The 17,731-nt window shown below is 71.0% G+C and carries 12 protein-coding genes; 5 read left to right on the plus strand and 7 right to left on the minus strand.

Annotation, left to right across the window (positions count from 1 at the left end):
- From IE258_RS17280 to IE258_RS17295, 4 genes are all read right to left on the minus strand, one after another.
- Positions 1-2,590, minus strand: a 2,590-nt coding sequence (locus tag IE258_RS17280) for a beta-ketoacyl synthase N-terminal-like domain-containing protein (protein ID WP_308434185.1), incomplete at its 3' end; no start/stop codon positions are given.
- A gap of 309 nt (positions 2,591-2,899) precedes the next feature.
- Positions 2,900-5,143: a condensation domain-containing protein gene (locus IE258_RS17285; protein ID WP_189744455.1), complete on the minus strand. Its 2,244-nt coding sequence runs from the start codon at positions 5,141-5,143 to the stop codon at positions 2,900-2,902.
- Positions 5,144-5,241: 98 nt separating this feature from the next.
- A complete protein-coding gene (locus IE258_RS17290; protein ID WP_189744457.1) occupies positions 5,242-6,075 on the minus strand; it encodes a hypothetical protein in 834 nt (277 codons plus the stop codon).
- An 11-nt stretch (positions 6,076-6,086) separates the two neighbouring features.
- A complete protein-coding gene (locus IE258_RS17295) occupies positions 6,087-7,112 on the minus strand; it encodes a methyltransferase (RefSeq protein ID WP_189744459.1) in 1,026 nt (341 codons plus the stop codon).
- Positions 7,113-7,479: 367 nt separating this feature from the next.
- On the opposite strand from IE258_RS17295, the gene rfbB reads away from it, so the two are divergent.
- The 3 genes from rfbB to IE258_RS17310 are packed head-to-tail and all read left to right on the plus strand — an operon-like array spanning position 7,480 to position 10,586.
- The gene (gene rfbB / locus IE258_RS17300; protein WP_189744461.1) at positions 7,480-8,448 is read left to right on the plus strand and encodes a dTDP-glucose 4,6-dehydratase; all 969 of its coding nucleotides are present in this window, start codon (positions 7,480-7,482) and stop codon (positions 8,446-8,448) included.
- Positions 8,449-8,468: 20 nt separating this feature from the next.
- Positions 8,469-9,338, plus strand: coding sequence for a glucose-1-phosphate thymidylyltransferase RfbA (gene rfbA / locus IE258_RS17305; RefSeq protein ID WP_189744463.1), 870 nt, complete (start codon positions 8,469-8,471; stop codon positions 9,336-9,338).
- A 15-nt stretch (positions 9,339-9,353) separates the two neighbouring features.
- Positions 9,354-10,586, plus strand: a complete 1,233-nt coding sequence (locus IE258_RS17310; RefSeq protein ID WP_189744465.1) for a macrolide family glycosyltransferase — start codon at positions 9,354-9,356, stop codon at positions 10,584-10,586.
- 88 nt (positions 10,587-10,674) lie between these two features.
- Here IE258_RS17310 and IE258_RS17315 read toward each other — a convergent pair whose 3' ends face one another.
- On the minus strand, positions 10,675-13,548 hold the full coding sequence (locus IE258_RS17315; RefSeq protein WP_189744467.1) for a helix-turn-helix transcriptional regulator: 2,874 nt from the start codon (positions 13,546-13,548) through the stop codon (positions 10,675-10,677).
- 352 nt (positions 13,549-13,900) lie between these two features.
- Between IE258_RS17315 and IE258_RS17320 the strand changes: the two genes are divergently transcribed.
- Together IE258_RS17320 and IE258_RS17325 are read left to right on the plus strand one after the other, a co-directional pair.
- A complete protein-coding gene (locus tag IE258_RS17320) occupies positions 13,901-14,272 on the plus strand; it encodes a MarR family winged helix-turn-helix transcriptional regulator (protein ID WP_189744468.1) in 372 nt (123 codons plus the stop codon).
- The gene (locus tag IE258_RS17325) at positions 14,269-16,569 is read left to right on the plus strand and encodes an MFS transporter (RefSeq protein WP_189744470.1); all 2,301 of its coding nucleotides are present in this window, start codon (positions 14,269-14,271) and stop codon (positions 16,567-16,569) included. Before IE258_RS17320 ends, IE258_RS17325 begins: the two co-directional genes overlap by 4 nt.
- A 293-nt stretch (positions 16,570-16,862) precedes the next feature.
- Here the strand turns inward: IE258_RS17325 and IE258_RS17330 are convergent, their stop codons facing one another.
- Both IE258_RS17330 and IE258_RS17335 read right to left on the minus strand, forming a co-directional pair.
- Positions 16,863-17,252, minus strand: a complete 390-nt coding sequence (locus IE258_RS17330; protein WP_189744472.1) for a guanyl-specific ribonuclease — start codon at positions 17,250-17,252, stop codon at positions 16,863-16,865.
- Between the two features lie 178 nt (positions 17,253-17,430).
- On the minus strand, positions 17,431-17,631 hold the full coding sequence (locus IE258_RS17335; RefSeq protein WP_189744474.1) for a hypothetical protein: 201 nt from the start codon (positions 17,629-17,631) through the stop codon (positions 17,431-17,433).
- Positions 17,632-17,731 lie beyond the last annotated feature (100 nt).

The following is a 17,731-nucleotide window of genomic DNA, read 5'->3' on the forward strand; positions in this document are numbered from 1 at the left end:
GGGACGCCTGCACCCCGGCGTTCACCAGTGCCTGCCGGATCACCCGCTGCTGGGCGGGACCACTGGGGGCGCTCAGCCCGTTCGACGCACCGTCCTGATTGACCGCGCTGCCCCGCACCACCGCCAGCACCCGGTGACCCAGCCGCCGCGCGTCCGACAGCCGCTCGACGACGAGCATGCCCACGCCCTCGGCCAGACCGAAGCCGTCGGCGGACGCGGAGAACGCCTTGCACCGCCCGTCGGGGGACAGGCCCCGCTGGCGGGAGAACTCGACGAGCATGCCGGTGCTCGGCATCACGGTGACACCGCCGGTCAGCGCCAGGTCACAGTCACCGGTGCGCAGCGCCTGGCACGCCTCGTGCAGCGCGACCAGCGACGAGGAACAGGCGGTGTCGATGGTCAGCGACGGCCCCTCCAGGCCGAGCGTGTAAGAGAGGCGGCCGGAGGCGACGCTGCCGGTGGAACCGAGGAACAGGTGCCCCTCGACGGCGCCGGCCCGCGCGGTGGGCTCGCCGGCGCGAGGGCCGTAGTCCTGGGTGATGAGGCCGAGGAACACACCGGTGCGGGAGCCCCTGAGGGAGTGCGCGTCGAGTCCGGCGTCCTCGATCGCATCCCAGGCGGACTCCAGGGCGAGCCGCTGCTGCGGATCCATGGCGAGCGCCTCGCGCGGCGAGATCCCGAAGAACTCCGCGTCGAACTCGGCGGCGTCGTGGAGGAATCCGCCCTCGCGCTGGGAGAACCGGCCGGGGCCAGCCAGCTCGGGGTCGTAGCCGTCGGCGATGTTCCAGCCGCGGTCCGCGGGCAGCGGGCCGACCGCGTCGACACCGGCGAGGACAGTGCGCCACAGGTCGGCGGGGGCGACCACGCCACCCGGGTAGCGGCACGCCATGCCGACGATCGCCACGGGTTCGTCGTGCGGCACTGCCCGCCCGCCGGCGGCCGGGGCGGGCTCGGCGTCGGCACCGGTGCCGAACAGCTCGGTGTCCAGATGGGCGGCGAGCGCGTCCGGCGTGGGGTGGTCGAAGACGACGGTCGGGGAGAGCCGCAGCCCGGTCGCGGAGTGCAGCCGGTCGCGGATGCCGACGGCGGCGAGCGAGGTGATGCCGAGGTCCCGGAAGGTGCGCCGACCGTCGATGGAGCCCTGGTCATCGCCGTCGAGTGCCGCGGCGGCGGACTCCCGCACCACGGTCAGCAGCTGGGCGCGGCGTTCGGCCGGGTCGAGCGGCGCCAGGCGGGCGCACAGCACCTCGTGCCGGGAGTCGCCGTCCGCGGACTCCCCGCGCGGCCCGGCGGTGAGGACCGCCTCCGCCAGTCCTGCGGCTTGGGAAGCGGGCAGGACGGTCCGCAGGTCGGCGTCATCGCCGGACACGTGCAGCTCGGCCAGTGACGCGAGGAAGCGGGACGGACCGCCCTCGCCGCGGCGCAGGGTGCCGAGGACGGTGCCCGCATGGGCCGCCCGGGTCGCGGAGACCTCCATGGCGGTGGTGAGCACCGGGTGCGGGCTGACCTCGACGAGCGTGGTGTGCCCGGCTTCCAGCGCTGCGCGGGTGGCGTCGGCGAAGCGGACGGTGGAGCGCAGGTTGCGGCACCAGTAGGCGGCGTCCATGGGCGTGCCGTCCAGCGCTCCGCCGTGCAGCGCGGAGTAGACCGGGATGCGGGGGGTGTGGGCGCGGATGGGGGCGACGTCCGCACGGATGCGGGGGAGGATCGCGTCGACGTGCGGGGAGTGCGCGGCGAGTCCCACGTCCACGCGCCGGGCGTGGATGCCCTCGGCGGTGAGGTGCGCCACGAGTTCCGCCGCGGCGTCCAGGTCACCGGAGGCGACGGCCGAGCCTGGGCTGTTCTCCACGGCGACGACCAGCCTGCCCGGCCAGCGCCGGTCGAGCAGATCGGCGAGTTCGTCGGCGGGCAGCAGCACCGACACCATGTCGCCGCGCCCGGCGAGGGTGGCCTGCGCCTGGCTCCAGCGGGCCACGACCCGGGCGCTGTCGTCCAGGGACAGCGCCCCGGCGACATGCGCGGCGGCCAGCTCACCGAGGCTGTGCCCGAGCACGGCGCCGGGGGTGACCCCGGCCGCGTTCCACAGGTCGGTCAGCGCCACCATGACCGCGAACAGCGCGGGCTGCACCACGTCGGCGCCGACCGGCTCGGGGCCGCCGGCCGCGCCCGTCACCGAGTCCAGCAGGGAGTGGCCCAGGTAGGGGGCGAACGCGTCGGCGCAGTCGTGCAGCTTTCGGGCGAACACTGGTGCGGTGTCGAGGAGTTCGCGAGCCATGCCGGTCCACTGGGAGCCCTGCCCCGGGAAGACGAACACCGGCCCCGCGGGGGAGGCGTCCGCGCGGGTGCTGGTGAACACCGCCGGGTGGTCGGCGCCGGCGGACAGCGCGGCGAGCGCGTCCAGGGTCTGCGCGCGGTCCCCGGCGAGTACGACGGCCCGGTGGGTGTCCGCCCCGGCTCCAACCCCGGCGAGGAGGGCCTGTCCGACGCCGGCCGGCGACCATTCGGTGCTCGCGCGGAGATGCGTGCGCAGAGCCTCGGAACGGGCCCGCACGGCGGCGGCGCCGGGACCGGTCAGGACCCAGGGCAGCACGGTCCCTGTCCTGGGGAACAGTACGGAGCCGCCTGCACTGCCACGGTGTTCGGACACGTTCTCGCTCCCGTCGTCGTTCTCTTCACAAAGGTCTGCGGCACAGAAGGCCCGTGACGGCACGGCGGCCGGGCGCCGCCCGGTCCGGTCACGCACGGATCCGGGGGTGGCCCGTCCGCCGCACCGCCGACGGCCGCTGGGCCCCCGCCGTCGGGGGAACGGCGGAGGCCCCGCCACTTGCGTGGCGCTCAGGAGTGGTCGGTCCGTCGAGAGGACTTCGGGCCGGCCGGCGATGGGCCGGCGATCGGCCGGTCAGCTGTCGGCACGCGGTGCCCGCAGATGCCGCGCGAGGCTGCGCGGCGTCGGATTGTCGAACAGGTCGGCCAGCTTGATCCGCCTCCCCGTCACCTCGTCGACGCGCTGCACCAGCTGGGCGCCGAGCAGCGAATGCCCGCCGAGTGAGAAGAAGTCGGCGTCGGCGCCGGCGGATTCCGCGAGGCCGAGGAGGTCGCGCCACAGCCCGCGCAGCTCGGCCACCAGCCCGTCGGCGTCGTCCTGCCCGCCCTCCGGCTCGGCCGCGGCGAGGGCCAGCAGCGCCGCCGTGTCCCAGCCGTGGCCGGGGCGCAGTGGCAGTGTGTCGGTGCGGATCACCCGGGTCGGCTGCGCCGCGCGCGGCAACAGCCGGGCGGCGTGTCCGGCGACGTCGTCCGCGAGACCGGGCCGCTCGTCCGCGGTGACGAACGCGAGCGCTGCCCCGTCCGTGACGACCAACGCCGCCCCGGTGACCTCAGGATGCGCCAGCAGCGCGGCCTCCACCCGTTCGGGATGCACCGCCCGGCCGTGCAGCAGGGCGACGCGCTCGGCCCGGCCGTACAGCTCCAGCGCGCCGTCGCGGCCCAGTCTGCCGGTCCAGCCGGTGGCCACGTGGGTGGCCCCGTCGGGTCGTACGAGGCACACCTCGCCGCGCACTCCGGCCGGGAGCCGGTTGCCGGCCCGCCCGACGACGGCGATGTGCCGGGCGTCGAGCGGGTGAACGACGTAGGGGTAGCCGCCGGTGGCCGCGCAGCGGGCCGCCGCGTCCGCAAGACCGAACGCCGAACCGTCGGGGGAGGTGCGGAACGCGTCGAGGTCGCGGGCGGCCTCGACCTCGGTGTCCGCCACCGACCGTGCCGTGCCCGGACCGGGCAGCGTGCGGTCCTCGGCGCTCCACACGTCCAGCTCACCGACGGGCCGGTCGGGATCGGCGGCGACGGTGTGCAGGAGGGTCGCGTAGCGGTGGGCCAGGGCCTGGGCGTCGGCCCGGTCGAGCACCTCGGAGCAGTACAGGATGCGCAGGCCGATGTGGTCGGCGCCGGACTGAACGAACAGCTCCAGGTCGAACTTGCTGAATCCGGTCTCGACGTGCAGCGCCCGGGCCGGAGCCCCGCCCAGGGTGAGGGCCCCGGCGGACTCCATCGGCACGTAGTTGAACATGTGCTGGAAGAGGGTGTCGCGCCAGGACACCGGCTCGCGCGCGGTCTCGTGGGCGATGGCGTCCACAGGTGTGTCGCTGTGGGCGAGCGCGCCGAAGAAGGCGGTGCGCGCCTCCTTCACCAGGTCGCGAAACCCGCGGCCGGGGTCGATGGTCAGGCGTAGCGGCAGGGTGTTGACGTGGTAGCCGATCGCGGACCGCGCTTCGGGGGGCCGGATGTTGACGGGGGATCCGACGACGAGGTCGGGACCGGCGCCGTGCGCCGCGAGCAGCAGGCAGAAAGCGGTGAAGAGGATGACGGCCTCAGGCGCCCGCTGGGTGCGCTGGAGTCCGCGCACCAGGTCCCGGGTCTCGTCGTCCAGGACGTGCAGAACGGTGTCGCCCACCAGGGTGGCCCGGGCCGGTGCGGGACGCGAGCAGTCCAGGTCGAGACCGGCCGGGTCGAAGCCGTCGAGCGCGGTGCGCCAGTAGGCCAGGCTCTCCTCGCGGGGCGCGGGGTCCCGCAGTGCCGCGACGGGGGTGCGCAGCTCGTCGGGCAGGTCGCGGCCCGTGGCGCGGGCGTCGTAGGCGGCGGCGAGTTCGGCGATCAGGACCGGCACGGAGGCCGCGTCGAAGACGAGGTGGTGGACCACCACGGCGAGGGTGTCGGCGTCAGGTCCCCGAAAGACGGCCGCTCGCAGCATCAGCCGGCCATCACACCGGATGGGGGTCGCGGCGAACTCCCGCAGCGCCTTCTCCGGTACGCCGGCGACGGTGTCGTGGACCTTGACGCGCGGGCCGGGGGTGTCCTCGCCGAGCACCTCGCGGACGAGGCCCGCCTGCCGGTCGAGGTAGACCGTGCGCAGCACCTCGTGGCGGCGTACCAGGCCGTCGACGGCGGCCTGGAGCGCGGCGATGTCGAGCCGTCCGTCGACGCGGACGGCGAGGGGGACGTTGTTGACGCCGGCCTCGGGCAGCAGCCGGTCCAGCAACCACAGCGCACTCTCCTTGGGCGTTGCCGCGTCCAGCCGCCGCTTGTGGGTCAGTGTGGCAAGCAGGGCCGCTGCGGCGCCGTCGGCCGGCTTCGCCTTCTCGGCTGACTGCACGGTGGGTCACCCTTTCGCTGGTGGTCGATGGTCGCGGTCGGTCGGCTCGGCGCCGCCCGCCGGGTGCGGGCCCGGTCCGGTCGTTCGGAACGAGGGCCCTAGCCCTGCGGATGGGACCGGGTGAGCAGGCCGGTGAGGACGTCCGCGGTGAGGGGGCTGCGCAGGATGTCGTCGTGGGCCGCGTCGACGGGGATGAGACGCCTGGCGTACCGGGCGTGCGGGTGGGCCGCGGCAGTGGTCAGCGCGGTGGCGCCGGCCCACGACACGGCCGGGTCGAACGCGGCGGCTGCCGCGATATAGGCGACGAACGCCTCGTAGGCGCCGCTGAGTTCGTCGGCGAGCCCGGCGGGCAGCCCGGCCCGGGCGAAGGCGGCGCCGGCGATGCCGGTGAAGACCTCGGTGAGCGCGGCGCCGAGCGCGGCGATGCCGGCGCTCTGCTGGGCCGCCTCGTCGGCGGCCTGTCCGGCCAGCGCGGACTCCTCCGGGCTGAGCACGGAGGACAACCGTGCCACGGCGGCCCGGAAGTCCGCGACCATGCCGGCGCGGTGGGGCGGCTCGGGGTCGAACAGGACAACGGCCGGTGCCTCGTCCTGCTCCGCCGCGAGGAGCTGCGCGACGCGGGCCGCGTACAGGCCGCCGACGCAGTAGCCGAGCACCGCGCACACGGGGCGGCCGGTGTCGCGCACGCCCCGCACCCAGTACGACGCGAAGTCCTCGCCGCCGAGGTCGCGGGCCTGCTCCGGTTCCGGCTGCCGGGTCTCCCACAGCGGGATGCCCCGGGCGAGGAGGCGGCCGAGGTCGCTGAACGTCGATTCGGGGCGCCCGGAGACGGCGAAGTCGACGGCCAGCACGACGGGTTCGGCGCTGCTGCCCTCGTTGAGGACCTTCCAGGTGGGCGGTGCGGTGGTCGCCAGGGGCTGCTGCACGGTCACGGGTGGCTCCTTCAGTGAGCGGCGGCGCAGATGTGGGCGGTGTGACCTGTGGAGAGGCGGAGCGTGTCGAGCACATCGAGGCCGGCCTCGGCGATCTGGGCCCGCTGGACCTCATCGGTGCGCCCTCGGGTGCCGTCCTCGCAGACGACCATCTGGAACAGCACGCGCATCCAGTCGAGGTCGGTCTCGATCAGTGGCTCGATGACCAGCAGCTGGGCCCGCCGGGCGGCGGGCCGGTCGGCGTCGGTGCGCTCCATGGCCTCCCGGATGCGGCCGAGGATCACGACGCTGTGCTCGTGGTTCCAGTTGTGCAGCACGTTCTTGACGGTGTACAGGTCGGAGCCGGCGGGCACCTCCTGGAGGAAGTCACCCGGCTGGTAGGCGAGCCGTTCCCCGAGGTCCTCGCGGTCGGAGGCGGCCAGTTCAGCGGTGGCTCGGGCACAGACGTCCGGCCGGTCCAGGCACGTACCGGTCAGGTGCGGGTGGGCGGTGAGCAGCCCCTTGAGCAGCTCTCCGCTGTTGCCGCCGACGTCGAGCACACTGCGGACGGCGCCGAAGTCGTAGGTCCCGGCGAGGGCCGCGGCGACGGGCCGGGCCAGGTCGGCCATGGCCTTGTCGTACAGGTCCGCCTCGGCGGGCCGCTGCTCGAGGTACTCGTAGATGCGGGTGCCGTGCAGATGGCGGAAGGCGGACTCGCCGGTGCGCAGGGTGTGGGTGAGGGCGGTGAACGTGTCGGCGTACAGGCCGCCGGAGAGCATCACGTAGTGCCGCATCGACTGCGGGTGGTCGTCGCGGAGCTGGTCGGACAGCGCGGAGTTGCGGTACACGCCGGCGTCGTCGCGGCGGAAGACGCCGAGCGCGGACAGAATCCGCAACAGCGCCTCGAGCGTCTCGGGATGGGTCCCGGTCTGCTTGGCGAGTTCCTCCGCAGTCATCGGCGTGCCGTCGAGGTGGTCGGCGAGGCCGAGTTCCGCGGCGGCGGTCAGCGACTTCGCGATCCAGCCCATTCCCGCCAGGCCCATGAGGCTGACTTCCACTGTCGTCCCTTCGTCTGGTTCCTACGGCCCTGCACCGGAGAGGCGGCCGGCCACCACAGCGGGCGACGTGACGGGAACCCCGGTCCCGCGCCACGTCCCCACGACCGTGCCGGAGAGTCCGCGAGATCCTCGCGAGCGCTCCAGGGCCACATGTCGGCCGGTACGGGCCGGGATCGCCGTCCCGCCTTGCAGCGGCGGTTTCGTGGCTCGCCTCGGACAGAACCTACGGAGCACCCCCCACCCGGACTGAACCCTTAAATGCCCCTAGCCAAGTGGATCCTGCACGGTTCCGGATAAGGGGTATGGACCACTGCTCGGCCTCCCATTACAGTGGCGCCGAATTGTTCGGGCAACCAGGGAGAAACCAATGCGCGCCCTAGTGACCGGAGCAGCCGGTTTCATCGGCTCGGCTTTCGTCCGGAGCTCCCTCACGCAATCCGGGTCCGCCTTCCCGGAGATGGAGATAACGGCTTTCGACGCGCTGACGTACGCCGGGAACACGGAGAATCTCAGCCCGGTCGCAGACGATCCGCGTTTCACGTTCGTCCGGGGCGACATCGCCGACGGGAAACTTCTCGCCGAGGTGCTGCCGGGCCACGACATCGTGCTCAATTTCGCGGCGGAGACCCATGTGGACCGCTCCATCGAGGGCCCGTCGGTGTTCGTGCGAACGAACGTCCTTGGGACTCACACGCTCCTCGAAGCCGCACGTCAGGCTGGGGTTGAGCGGTTCGTGCAGATCTCCACGGACGAGGTGTACGGGTCGATCGACACCGGATCGTGGACCGAGGAGTCCGCGCTCTGCCCGAACTCGCCGTACGCCGCGGCCAAGGCCGGCGCCGACCACTTGGCGCTGGCCTACGCCCGGACGTACGGAATGCACGTCTGTATCACCCGGTGTTCCAACAACTACGGCCCCCATCAATTCCCGGAGAAAGTCATCCCACGCTTTGTGACCCTGCTCATGGAAGGGCACAGAGTGCCGCTGTACGGCGACGGCGGAAATGTCCGCGACTGGCTGCACGTGGACGACCACTGCGCCGGTATTCGCCTGGTCCTGGAAAAGGGGAAACCGGGCGAGGTGTATCACATCGGCGGCGGCACGGAACTGACCAATGCGGAGCTGGCGCGGCTGCTGCTGGAGGAATTCGGCCACGGTGCCGACAGGGTCGAGCGGGTCCCCGACCGGCTGGGCCATGACCGGCGCTACTCACTCGACGACTCGAAACTCCGCGCTCTGGGTTACCGGCCCGGCGTCCCGTTCGCCGAGGGCCTGCGGGCGACCGTCGCCTGGTACCGGGAGAACACCTCCTGGTGGAAGCCACTGCTGCCCTGACACGGAGCCGGAAGGACATCATGCGTGGAATCGTCCTGGCAGGGGGATCCGGCACGCGGCTGAGGCCCGTGACCCGCGTCGCCTCGAAGCAGCTCCTGCCGGTCTACAACAAGCCGATGATCTACTACCCCCTGTCCGTGCTGATGCACGCGGGCATCCGGGAGATCCTGATCATCAGCTCGCCGGGGTTTCTCGGCTCCTACCGCGATCTGCTCGGTGACGGCCGATGGCTGGGCCTGGAGATCTCCTACGCCGAGCAGCCGAGCCCGGACGGCCTCGCCGACGCCCTGCGCATCGGCCGGCACTTCGCGGGGGACGACACCATCGCCCTCATCCTCGGCGACAACATCTTCTACAGCCACCAGCTGCCCGTCATGCTCCAGGGCGAGCGACAACGGCTCGACGGCTGCACCCTGTTCGGCTACCCGGTAGCCGACCCCGAGCGGTACGGCATCGCCGTCACGGACGCCGACGGAACGCTGCTCTCGCTGGAGGAGAAGCCGGAGAAGCCCCGGTCGAACCTGGCGGTGACCGGCCTGTACTTCTACGACAACGACGCCGTGGACCTGGTACGTGGACTGACCCCCTCGGCCCGCGGCGAGCTGGAGATCACCGACCTCAACGCCCTGTATCTGACGTCCGGTCGGGCCCGCCTGGTCAACCTGGGCCGCGGCAGCGCCTGGTTCGACACCGGCACGCACGACAGCCTGCTCGACGCGGCGACGTTCGTGCAGCTCATCGAGAAGCGCCAGGGCATACGCATCGCCTGCATCGAGGAGGTGGCGTACCGCATGGGCTTCATCGACGCCGACCAGCTGTTCGAGATCGGCCGGCGGACCGGCATGAGCACCGAGTACGGCCGGTACGTGATCGACCTGGCCGGCACCTGAACCCGAGGAGTCCACGTGACCGAACCGCACCCCGCGCGCCACTATCTCTTCTTCGCCGCTCCCGCCCACGGACATGTGCGCCCCACACTGCCCGTCGCCGCCGAACTGGTGCGGCGCGGCCACCGCGTCTCGTACGCCACGACCGAGCCGTTCGCCGCCGAGGTCGGCGCGACGGGTGCCGAGACCGTGCTGTACCGTCCGGCCCTGCCCGACTTCGCCGGGGCCGCGCCCGGCGACTCCCCCGACTGGCTCCCGCTCGCGCTGACGGCGGCGATCGCCGAGTCCTCGGCGCTGCTGCCGGCGATCGTGGACCGCTTCGGCGACGCACGGCCGGACGTGGTGGCGTACGACACGACGATGAATCCGGCCGGCCGCCTGCTGACACGGCTGTGGCAGCTGCCCGCATTGGAGTTCTCCCCGGTCTTCCTGCCCCAGCGCACCAGCAACCCGGGATTCTCCCTCGCGGCCATGCTGCGGGGCTCCCCGCAGGACGGTGCGGCCGAGCGGCCGGCCGTGCGCCGGTTTCGCGAGGACCTGACCGCGCTGCTGGCCGCGCACGGGGCGGCGGACGTCTCGCCGCTGGACTTCGTGACCGGCTTCCACGGTCCGCGCATGGCCTTCTTCCCGCGCGACTTCCAGCCGGGCGGCGACTCCTTCGACGAGCGGCACGTCTTCGTCGGGCCCTGTCTGGACCCGTCCCCGCCGTCCGCCGCGTGGCAGCCGCCCTCGGACGGCAGACCCGTCGTGCTGGTCTCGCTCGGCACCTCCTACGGCAACCGCCCCGAGTTCTTCCGCATGTGTGTGAAGGCCTTCGCGGACAGCCCCTGGCACGCGGTGCTGACCGTGGGCCGCGCGGGGGTCGATCCCGCCGAACTCGGGCCGCTGCCCGCCCATGTGGAGGTGCACCGGTGGCTGCCGCACCTCGCCGTGCTGCCGCATGCGCGAGTGTTCGTCTGCCAGGCCGGCATGGGCAGTGTGATGGAGGCCCTGGCCTGCGGCACGCCACTGGTCCTGGCGGCACAGGCCCGGGAGCAGCAGATGGTGGCGCGCCGGGCGGTCGCGCTGGGCCTGGGCACCGAGGTGCCTGGCGGCACGGACCTGACGGCCGAGGCACTGCTGGACGCCGTGGGTTCCGTGGCGGATGGCCGCGAGGTGCACGCGAGCGTGGCCGGTCTGCGCGAGCGCATCCGGGAGGCGGGCGGCACCACGCGTGCCGCGGACGTCCTGGAACGCCTCGGCGCGGGCTGACGGCGGCATGGAGCACCAGGGCGTGTGGGAACACCGGCCGGTGTTCCCACACGCCCTTCTTGGTTCCCGTCGGCTGTGAACGGGCCGCTCAGTAGGAGACCGCGGGCTGAAGGCTGGCCGTCGGCAAGTCCTCGCGGCTGTTGACACGCAGCTTCCGGTAGACCCGGGTGAGGTGTTGCTCCACCGTGCTGATGGTGACGTGCAGGCGGTCGCTGATCTCCCGGTTCGAGTACCCCATCGACGCCAGAGCGGCCACCTTGCTCTCAGCCCTGCTCAGCTCGTTGATCCCCTCGCTCTGCGGGGCGGCACTCGCCTCCGGCTCCGGCAGCCGGCCCGTCTCGGCCACCGGATCCGCACCCTGCGCGGGGAGGCATCGTGCGACGATCCCCGCGGCACCGCACACCTGCGCGAGCCGCAGCGCCTTGCGTGCGGCGTGCCGTGCTCGCGCGCTCTCACCGAGGGCCTCGTGCGCGTGGGCGAGGTCCGCCATCGTCTTGGCCAGTTCGTAGCGGTCGCCGCAGCCGTGAAGGATCTCCGCGGACTGTCTCAGCAGCGCCGGCCGCCGGTCCGGCCGGGTGACCGCGGCACACACCCGCAGAGCCATGCCGGCACTGCGGGTGGTGCGTTTGCCGGCCAGCAGTGCCCACTGCTCGTCCATCAGGGACTTGGCTCGTGCTTGTTCCCCCAGGAGCAGCAGAGCCTCGGCTGCTCCCACCCGCCACAGGGCGAGGCCCGGAGCGTCGAGGTTCCACCGCCGCATCAGGGTGCCGCAGTCGAGGAAGTCCCGCAGTGCGGCGTGGGGGCGGTCGGCGGCGAGATGGTGATGGGCACGCGCGTAGCGGTACTGCAGGCCGTAACGGCTCTCGTGCATGGGATCGGCCGCCGGCAGTTGGAGCAAAGCGTTGGCCTCCTCGGTCCGCCCCATCGCCACGTGGGCGAGCACCATGGTGGAGAGGGGGACGCCGATCTCCACCCCCCATCCTTCCGCATCGATGTCATCGAGTGCCTGCCCGGCGAGCCGGACGGCGCCCTTCAGGTCGCCCTGGCGCACCGCGATCTCCGCGCGTAGCGCCGACAGGGCGGCGCGCCAGGCGGGTGCGTCGAGAGTCTCGACATCGTCCATCAACGAGGCGCACCATGAACCGGCGCCGGCGAGGCGGTCCGCGAAGATCAGCGCGGACAGCCCCATCACCAGCGGTTCGAGGGTGGCCTCGGCCACTTGGTAGAGACGCAGGGCCTGCTCCACCTCGCTGATGAATCCGCTGTCCACGCCACCGCCCAGCACTCCGACGAGCAACCTGGCGGCTTGCCATTGCAGTTCGTCCCGTCCGGTGACCGGGCCGCTGCGTCGTACCACCAGACTGTGGTCGTAGGGGAAGTGCTCGGCCACCGCGGGGAAGGAGACCGCCAACCACATCTCCAGCAGCCGGAGTTCCGCGCACACCTCGTCGGGAAGCGAGTCCGCGTCGCGGTGCAGGCGGTGCAGGATCTTCTGCGCCTCCTGGTGCCGCCCGCTGCGCAGCAGATAGCGGATGAGCAACAGGGTGTACGGCGTCCCGAACCGCTCGTGCACGAACGGCTTGGTCACCTGGTCGAGGCAACGCAGGGCCGCCGTCGGACTGTGCCGCCACTGGATGCGGGCCAGGTGGAAGAGGACGGCTCCCCGCTCCGCCTTGTCGGTGCAGAGCCGGTGGGCCTGCCGCAGCCAGGTGATGGCCTGCTCGACCCGATTGCCCGTGAGAGCCCGGTCCGCTGCTTCCCGGAGCACCGAGACCGCCCATGCCGCCTGCTCGGTGCACAGCCCGGCCTGTTGCCCCACCTGGCCGAGGAGGTGACCGGCCACCTGGGTGGCGGGTGCCCCCGTGTCGTAGAGCATGCGGGCCACGCGGAACTTCATTTCCGCACGGTTCTGCTCCGAGATGCCGTCCATGATCGCGACTCTGGCCGCAGGGTGGCGGAATCGTCCTGCTCGGGTCACACCGATGGTGTCGAGCATTCGCAGTAACCGGTGGGCAGACTCCGGGCTGGTGCCGAGACACTCCGCCAATAGTTCCTTGCAGGTGCTGTCGCCGAGGAGCGCCACCCACTGCGCGGCTACCAGCATCGTCGGTCCCGAGCGGCGCAGGCAGGAGACCACGGCCTGCGCAAAGTGTTCCCCGACCACCGGTGCGCACTGCTCCGGGGGCGTTGACGCCGAGTCAGCCAGATCGCGCAGCAAAGATTTCAGCAGCAATGGACTTCCACCGCTGACATTATGGAATTCAGCTCCGAGCAGACCTACTTTATCCGCCCTCACGCGGCCCACCAGCAATTCGGTGACACCCGTCGGACTGAGCGCCGCTGTGCGAATATGACTCAGCTCCGGAAGGCGCATGATTTCAGCCCGGAAGAGGGGGAAACGCGGCTGCGGGTCCTCTGTGTCCGACAGCACCATGGCTATGCATGCCGAGCGCACCCGCCGAATGAAATAAAGCAAGTACACCAGCGAAAGCGCATCTGAATTCCGCACGTCGTCGATGAGGACGACGACGGGGATGCGTTCAGAGAAGGCGACCAGGAGACCCCACAGCCCCTCGGCGACCCTGGCGTGCGCCGGCGTGATGGTCGTGACGATCTCACCCAGGCCCGCCTGCACGCCTTCTGCCAGCATGTCGGCGACCTGCCCGGCAGGTTGGGGGTCGAGCGGAAGGGCGTCGAAGAGTTGACGCACCACAGCCAGCGGCACATCCCGCTCCAGTGGCGAGCAGGTGACGTTGACGGCGACCGAACCCTGTTCGACCGCGCACTCGGCCGCTTGCTGCAGCAGGGCGGTCTTGCCGCTGCCCGTCGCACCACTCACGACGGTGATTCTGCCGTTTCCGGCTCTCCCGTCTGATATCAGCCCGCGCAGGGCAGATATCTCATCCTTCCTCTCGATGAGCAAATCCAATGAAAACAACCCCCGTCGTTTCAGTTGCGTCACGGTCAAATATCGGCACACTCGCCCACATATCTTCACGCATTCACCGCGACTCAATCGATTGAAGCATACAACCATTCAAGTCAACGTAAAAAGTTCATCGCGAGAATGCAAAGGGTGAGGAAGTTGCTGGATCTCGACATGTACGAAATTCAACCGCAAAGCGTCCGTTCGGCACCCAGGGAGCCCCCCTGCTTGCCAGTCGATGAGCCAACTGACATATTGAGCAGACACTCAAGATGTTCCATGACTCACTATGGAGGTGTCCGTGGCTCGAGATCCTGAGGTCACGGCTTCCGAGCTCGTTGCAGCTCTGACGGAGACGGTGTCTCCGCTTCTGCGCCACGCCGGGACCGTGTTCGCCAGCAATCAGGTCCCCTTCTCCCAGGCCAGCCTGCTGACCGACCTGTACGAGCGGGGAGCCCCCCAACGCATGAGCACGCTGGCCCAGACGTTCGATGTGGCCCCGCGCACCGTCACCGCCCTCGTCGACGGACTCGAGCGCCGCGGCCTCGTCCAGCGGGCCCCGGACCCGGATGATCGTCGCGCCGTCCTGGTCGGCGTCACCGACAAGGGCAACGCGCTGATGCAGGAGATCGAGTGGGGCAGGCAGGCCCTCGCCGACGAACTCGTCAACGGTCTGACCCGCGACGAGCGCGTGGAGTTCGCGCGCCTGCTCAACAAACTCCGCCCGGCGGCCAAGAGCGAGAAGGGGTCCCAGGCATGAGCGCAGGCGCTGCGACGGCGGACGAGCAGGCGGCCGCCGAGCGCAACCACCGCAACCGCTGGTACGTGCTCGCTGTTATCGCCACCGCCCAGTTGATGGTGATGCTCGACGGCACGATCGTCCAGATCGCGCTGCCCTCCGTCCAGCAGTCGCTCCACATGTCCGACACCAACCGGCAGTGGATGGTCACCGCGTACGCGCTGGCCTTCGGAGGACTACTCCTGATCGGCGGCCGGCTCGCCGACCGTTTCGGCCGCGGCCGGACCTTTCTCGTGGGCCTGGTCGGCTTCGCCGTGGTCTCCGCGCTCGGCGGTGCCGCACCCAACACCGAAACGCTCATCACCGCCCGGGCGCTGCAAGGTGTCTTCGCCGCCATCCTCTCGCCGGCCACGGTGTCCTTGCTGACCACCACCTTCACCAGCACCAAGGAGCGGGCCAAGGCTTTCGGCCTCTTCAGCGGCGTCGTCGGCAGCGGAGCCGCCATCGGACTGATCGTCGGCGGTGTGCTCACCGAATACGCGGGCTGGCGCTGGTGTCTCTATGTGAACGTGCCGATCGCCGTCGCCGTGACCGCCCTGGGCATCGCCACCCTGCCACGCGACCGGGGCCACCGTGACATCAGCCTCGACGCGATCGGCGCGGTCCTCGGCTGTCTGGGCCCGCTCGCCCTCGTCTACGCACTGTCCGAGGCACCGGATCGCGGCTGGGACTCCCCCCTGGTGGCCGGGCTGTTGGCGGCGTCCGTCGTCCTGATCGGCGCGTTCCTGTTCTCCCAGACCCGCATCCGGCAGCCGCTGCTGCCGCTGCGCGTGGTCGCCGAACGCACCCGTGCGGGGTCCTTCCTCGGGGCCGCGTTGCTCAACTTCGGCATGATGGGCATCTCGCTCTTCGCCACGTACCACCTGCAGATCGTCATGCACTACAAGCCGCTCAAAGCGGGATTCGCGTTCCTACCGATGGTCGGTGCCGTCATGGTGACGGCGACACAGGTCGTCGCGCGCGTCATGGGGCGGGTTCCGACGCGTTGGCTGGTCGGGCCCGGTCTCGCCTTCACCGCGGCCGGAGTGTGGATGTTCACCACGCTCTCCGAGGACAGTTCCTATCTCTTCGGGGTGCTGCCGGCTTGGCTCCTGCTGGGCGTCGGCATGGGCCTGAGCTATTCCCCCACCACACACGCCTCCCTGGCAGGGGTGGCCGAACGCGACTCGGGCGCGGTGTCCGCCTTCCAGACGACGGCCCGGCAGATCGGCGGCGCCATCGGCCTCGCGCTGAGCAACACCCTCGCAGCCGACGCGGCGGCCTCCTACTACGCCGACCACGAGGGCCGGGGTGCCCAGGGTGAACTCCTCGTCAAGTCCATCGTGCACGGCAGCGCCGCCGCCGCGTGGTGGGTCAGCGGAATTCTGCTCATCGGCACGGTCGCCTGCACGATCATGATCAACGCTGATCCGCGCAAGGTTCGGCAGGGCACCGCGGACGCCGACGCCGACGGTGCGCCTGGCACCGACGCCATCCTGATCTGTGGCCGTGTCGTGTGGGCCGAGGACGTTCCGGTCTCCGAGGCGGCGCTCACTCTGGTCACCCACGACGGTCGCGAGGTCGCGCGGGCGACGGCTGACGACGACGGCGCCTATGCGCTGCGTGCCCCCGGAGACGGGCCGTACATTCTCATCGCCCGCTCTTGTTCCCACCGTTCGACCGCTACGCCGCTCGCCCTCGCCGCGGGCGCCTCGGCCATCGAGCACACGGTCACCTTCCAGGACGAGGGCGTGGTCGTCGGCACCGCGCAGGACGAGGCGGACGGGATGCCGCTCAAGGGCGCGTCCGTCATACTGACCGACGTGAACGGCCGCCTCGTCCGTTCCCTGTCGACGGATGAAGACGGTTCGTTCGTCATCGACGGGCTCGCGTACAGCCCCTACGTTCTCGTGGTTCACCACGACGGCTACCGGCCGGCGGCCATCGACATCCGGATCGGCGAGGCACGACAGATCACGGTGACGGTGGAACTCGCCTCGCACACCCGTCTCGGCAGCCTGAGCGGGGTGGTCAGCGACAGTGAGCGCACCCCTGTGAACGACGTGCGACTCACTCTCACAGACGGCTCCGGCACCGGGCTGACCGCCACCACCAAGGAGGACGGCAGCTTCCGGTTCGCGGACCTACCGGTCGGCAGTTACATCCTGATCACCGCGGGCCATCCGCCGACGGTGAGCCGCCTCACCATCTCCGAGGCGATCAACCAGCACAACATCCATCTGGACCGCCGCGAAGACGCTCCCTCCCGCGAATCCTGACCCACCGCCTCCTGTTGCGGCTCGGCGAGGGAACCCGGTCACTCATCGGACCGGCCGGCTCCTTCGCCGAAGACGGAGAAGGAGCGATGGCGTGCATGGGACAACCGTCCAGGGGTGAAGTCCCGCCGCAGGGACGTCCCGAAGCCGACCTGGCGCGGGCTGCTGCCGGACGTGCCTCGCCCCGCGCCCATGGGTGTGTGTGTGGGGTACGCGGGGCGAGGAGTTCTGCGGCGCTTGAGTACCGTCTGGGTCGAGCCGTGCAACTGTCGGACCGATCCGTGGGGGAGGGGGACTCAGCAGCCGTAGTCGACCAGGTCGAAGGACTCGTAGTGGTCGGCCGTGTAGTAGTCCTCCTGGTTCTCCTCACCGGTAACGATGCGCCGAGCACCGCGCGTGGAGGAGCCCGGCGTGATCACCGTGTACTCGTGGTAGTAACCGGAGGACTGGCTCGGCAGGACGCCTTCCCGGTTCTGGAAGACGGTGCCGTCCTGCGAGTACGGGAAGGGACCGCCCTGCTCGATCAGTTCGAGGGTGTCGTACGCCTGGGAGGGCAGGTCGCTGTAGCAGATGCTGCCCACCGCGGCGGCCGCCGGGGAGGCGGTGGCGACGGTGCCTCCGACGAGGAGGGCGGACAGGACGGCGGCCGCGGCGCCGGTGCGAGTGATTCGTGGGGGGAATCTCATGCCCTCATGATGACGCGCGTAGACAGTGGCATGTCAATGACAACTCGGAGATTTTCCCGTCAACTTCGACGAATTGGCGCGGAGTTAACTTGCGGGCGAGTGCGAACACGCCGTCTTCACAGACGACTGCACCGCCGGGTGCGCTGCTGCTCGCCTGCGGAAGAAGAGCCGGCCCGGCTCACCCGGGCTTGCGGCTCTCGGCGGCGGCGAACAGCGCGCCGCCGAGGGCGAGCAGCGCGACGCTCGCGTAGACCTCGTAGCCGTCCAGGAAACCGACCCGCTGCACCAGCCCCACGTTCCAGTCGGTGAACTCGTGCACCAGGCCCATCGCGCCCTGGATCACGGCGAGCACGCCCAGGAACTCCAGCAATTCCTTCATGATCCCGACTCTCGCCCCGCGGTACCCCCACACACATCGGCCGCGGGGCGAGTCCCGCCCGACGGAAGGCGCCGGGGCGCGGGTCCCGGCGCGCCGAAAG

Origin of the sequence: Streptomyces tendae, assembly GCF_014650435.1 — a bacterium.
Classification (GTDB): Bacteria; Actinomycetota; Actinomycetes; order Streptomycetales; family Streptomycetaceae; genus Streptomyces; species Streptomyces tendae.

What these genes read in the sequence shown, in the direction of transcription:
- IE258_RS17330 (WP_189744472.1), bottom strand. Translation starts at nt 17,252, where the DNA reads ATGAGATTCCCCCCACGAATCACTCGCACCGGCGCCGCGGCCGCCGTC.
- rfbB (WP_189744461.1), top strand. Translation starts at nt 7,480, where the DNA reads ATGCGCGCCCTAGTGACCGGAGCAGCCGGTTTCATCGGCTCGGCTTTC.
- rfbA (WP_189744463.1), top strand. Translation starts at nt 8,469, where the DNA reads ATGCGTGGAATCGTCCTGGCAGGGGGATCCGGCACGCGGCTGAGGCCC.
- IE258_RS17325 (WP_189744470.1), top strand. Translation starts at nt 14,269, where the DNA reads ATGAGCGCAGGCGCTGCGACGGCGGACGAGCAGGCGGCCGCCGAGCGC.
- IE258_RS17335 (WP_189744474.1), bottom strand. Translation starts at nt 17,631, where the DNA reads ATGAAGGAATTGCTGGAGTTCCTGGGCGTGCTCGCCGTGATCCAGGGC.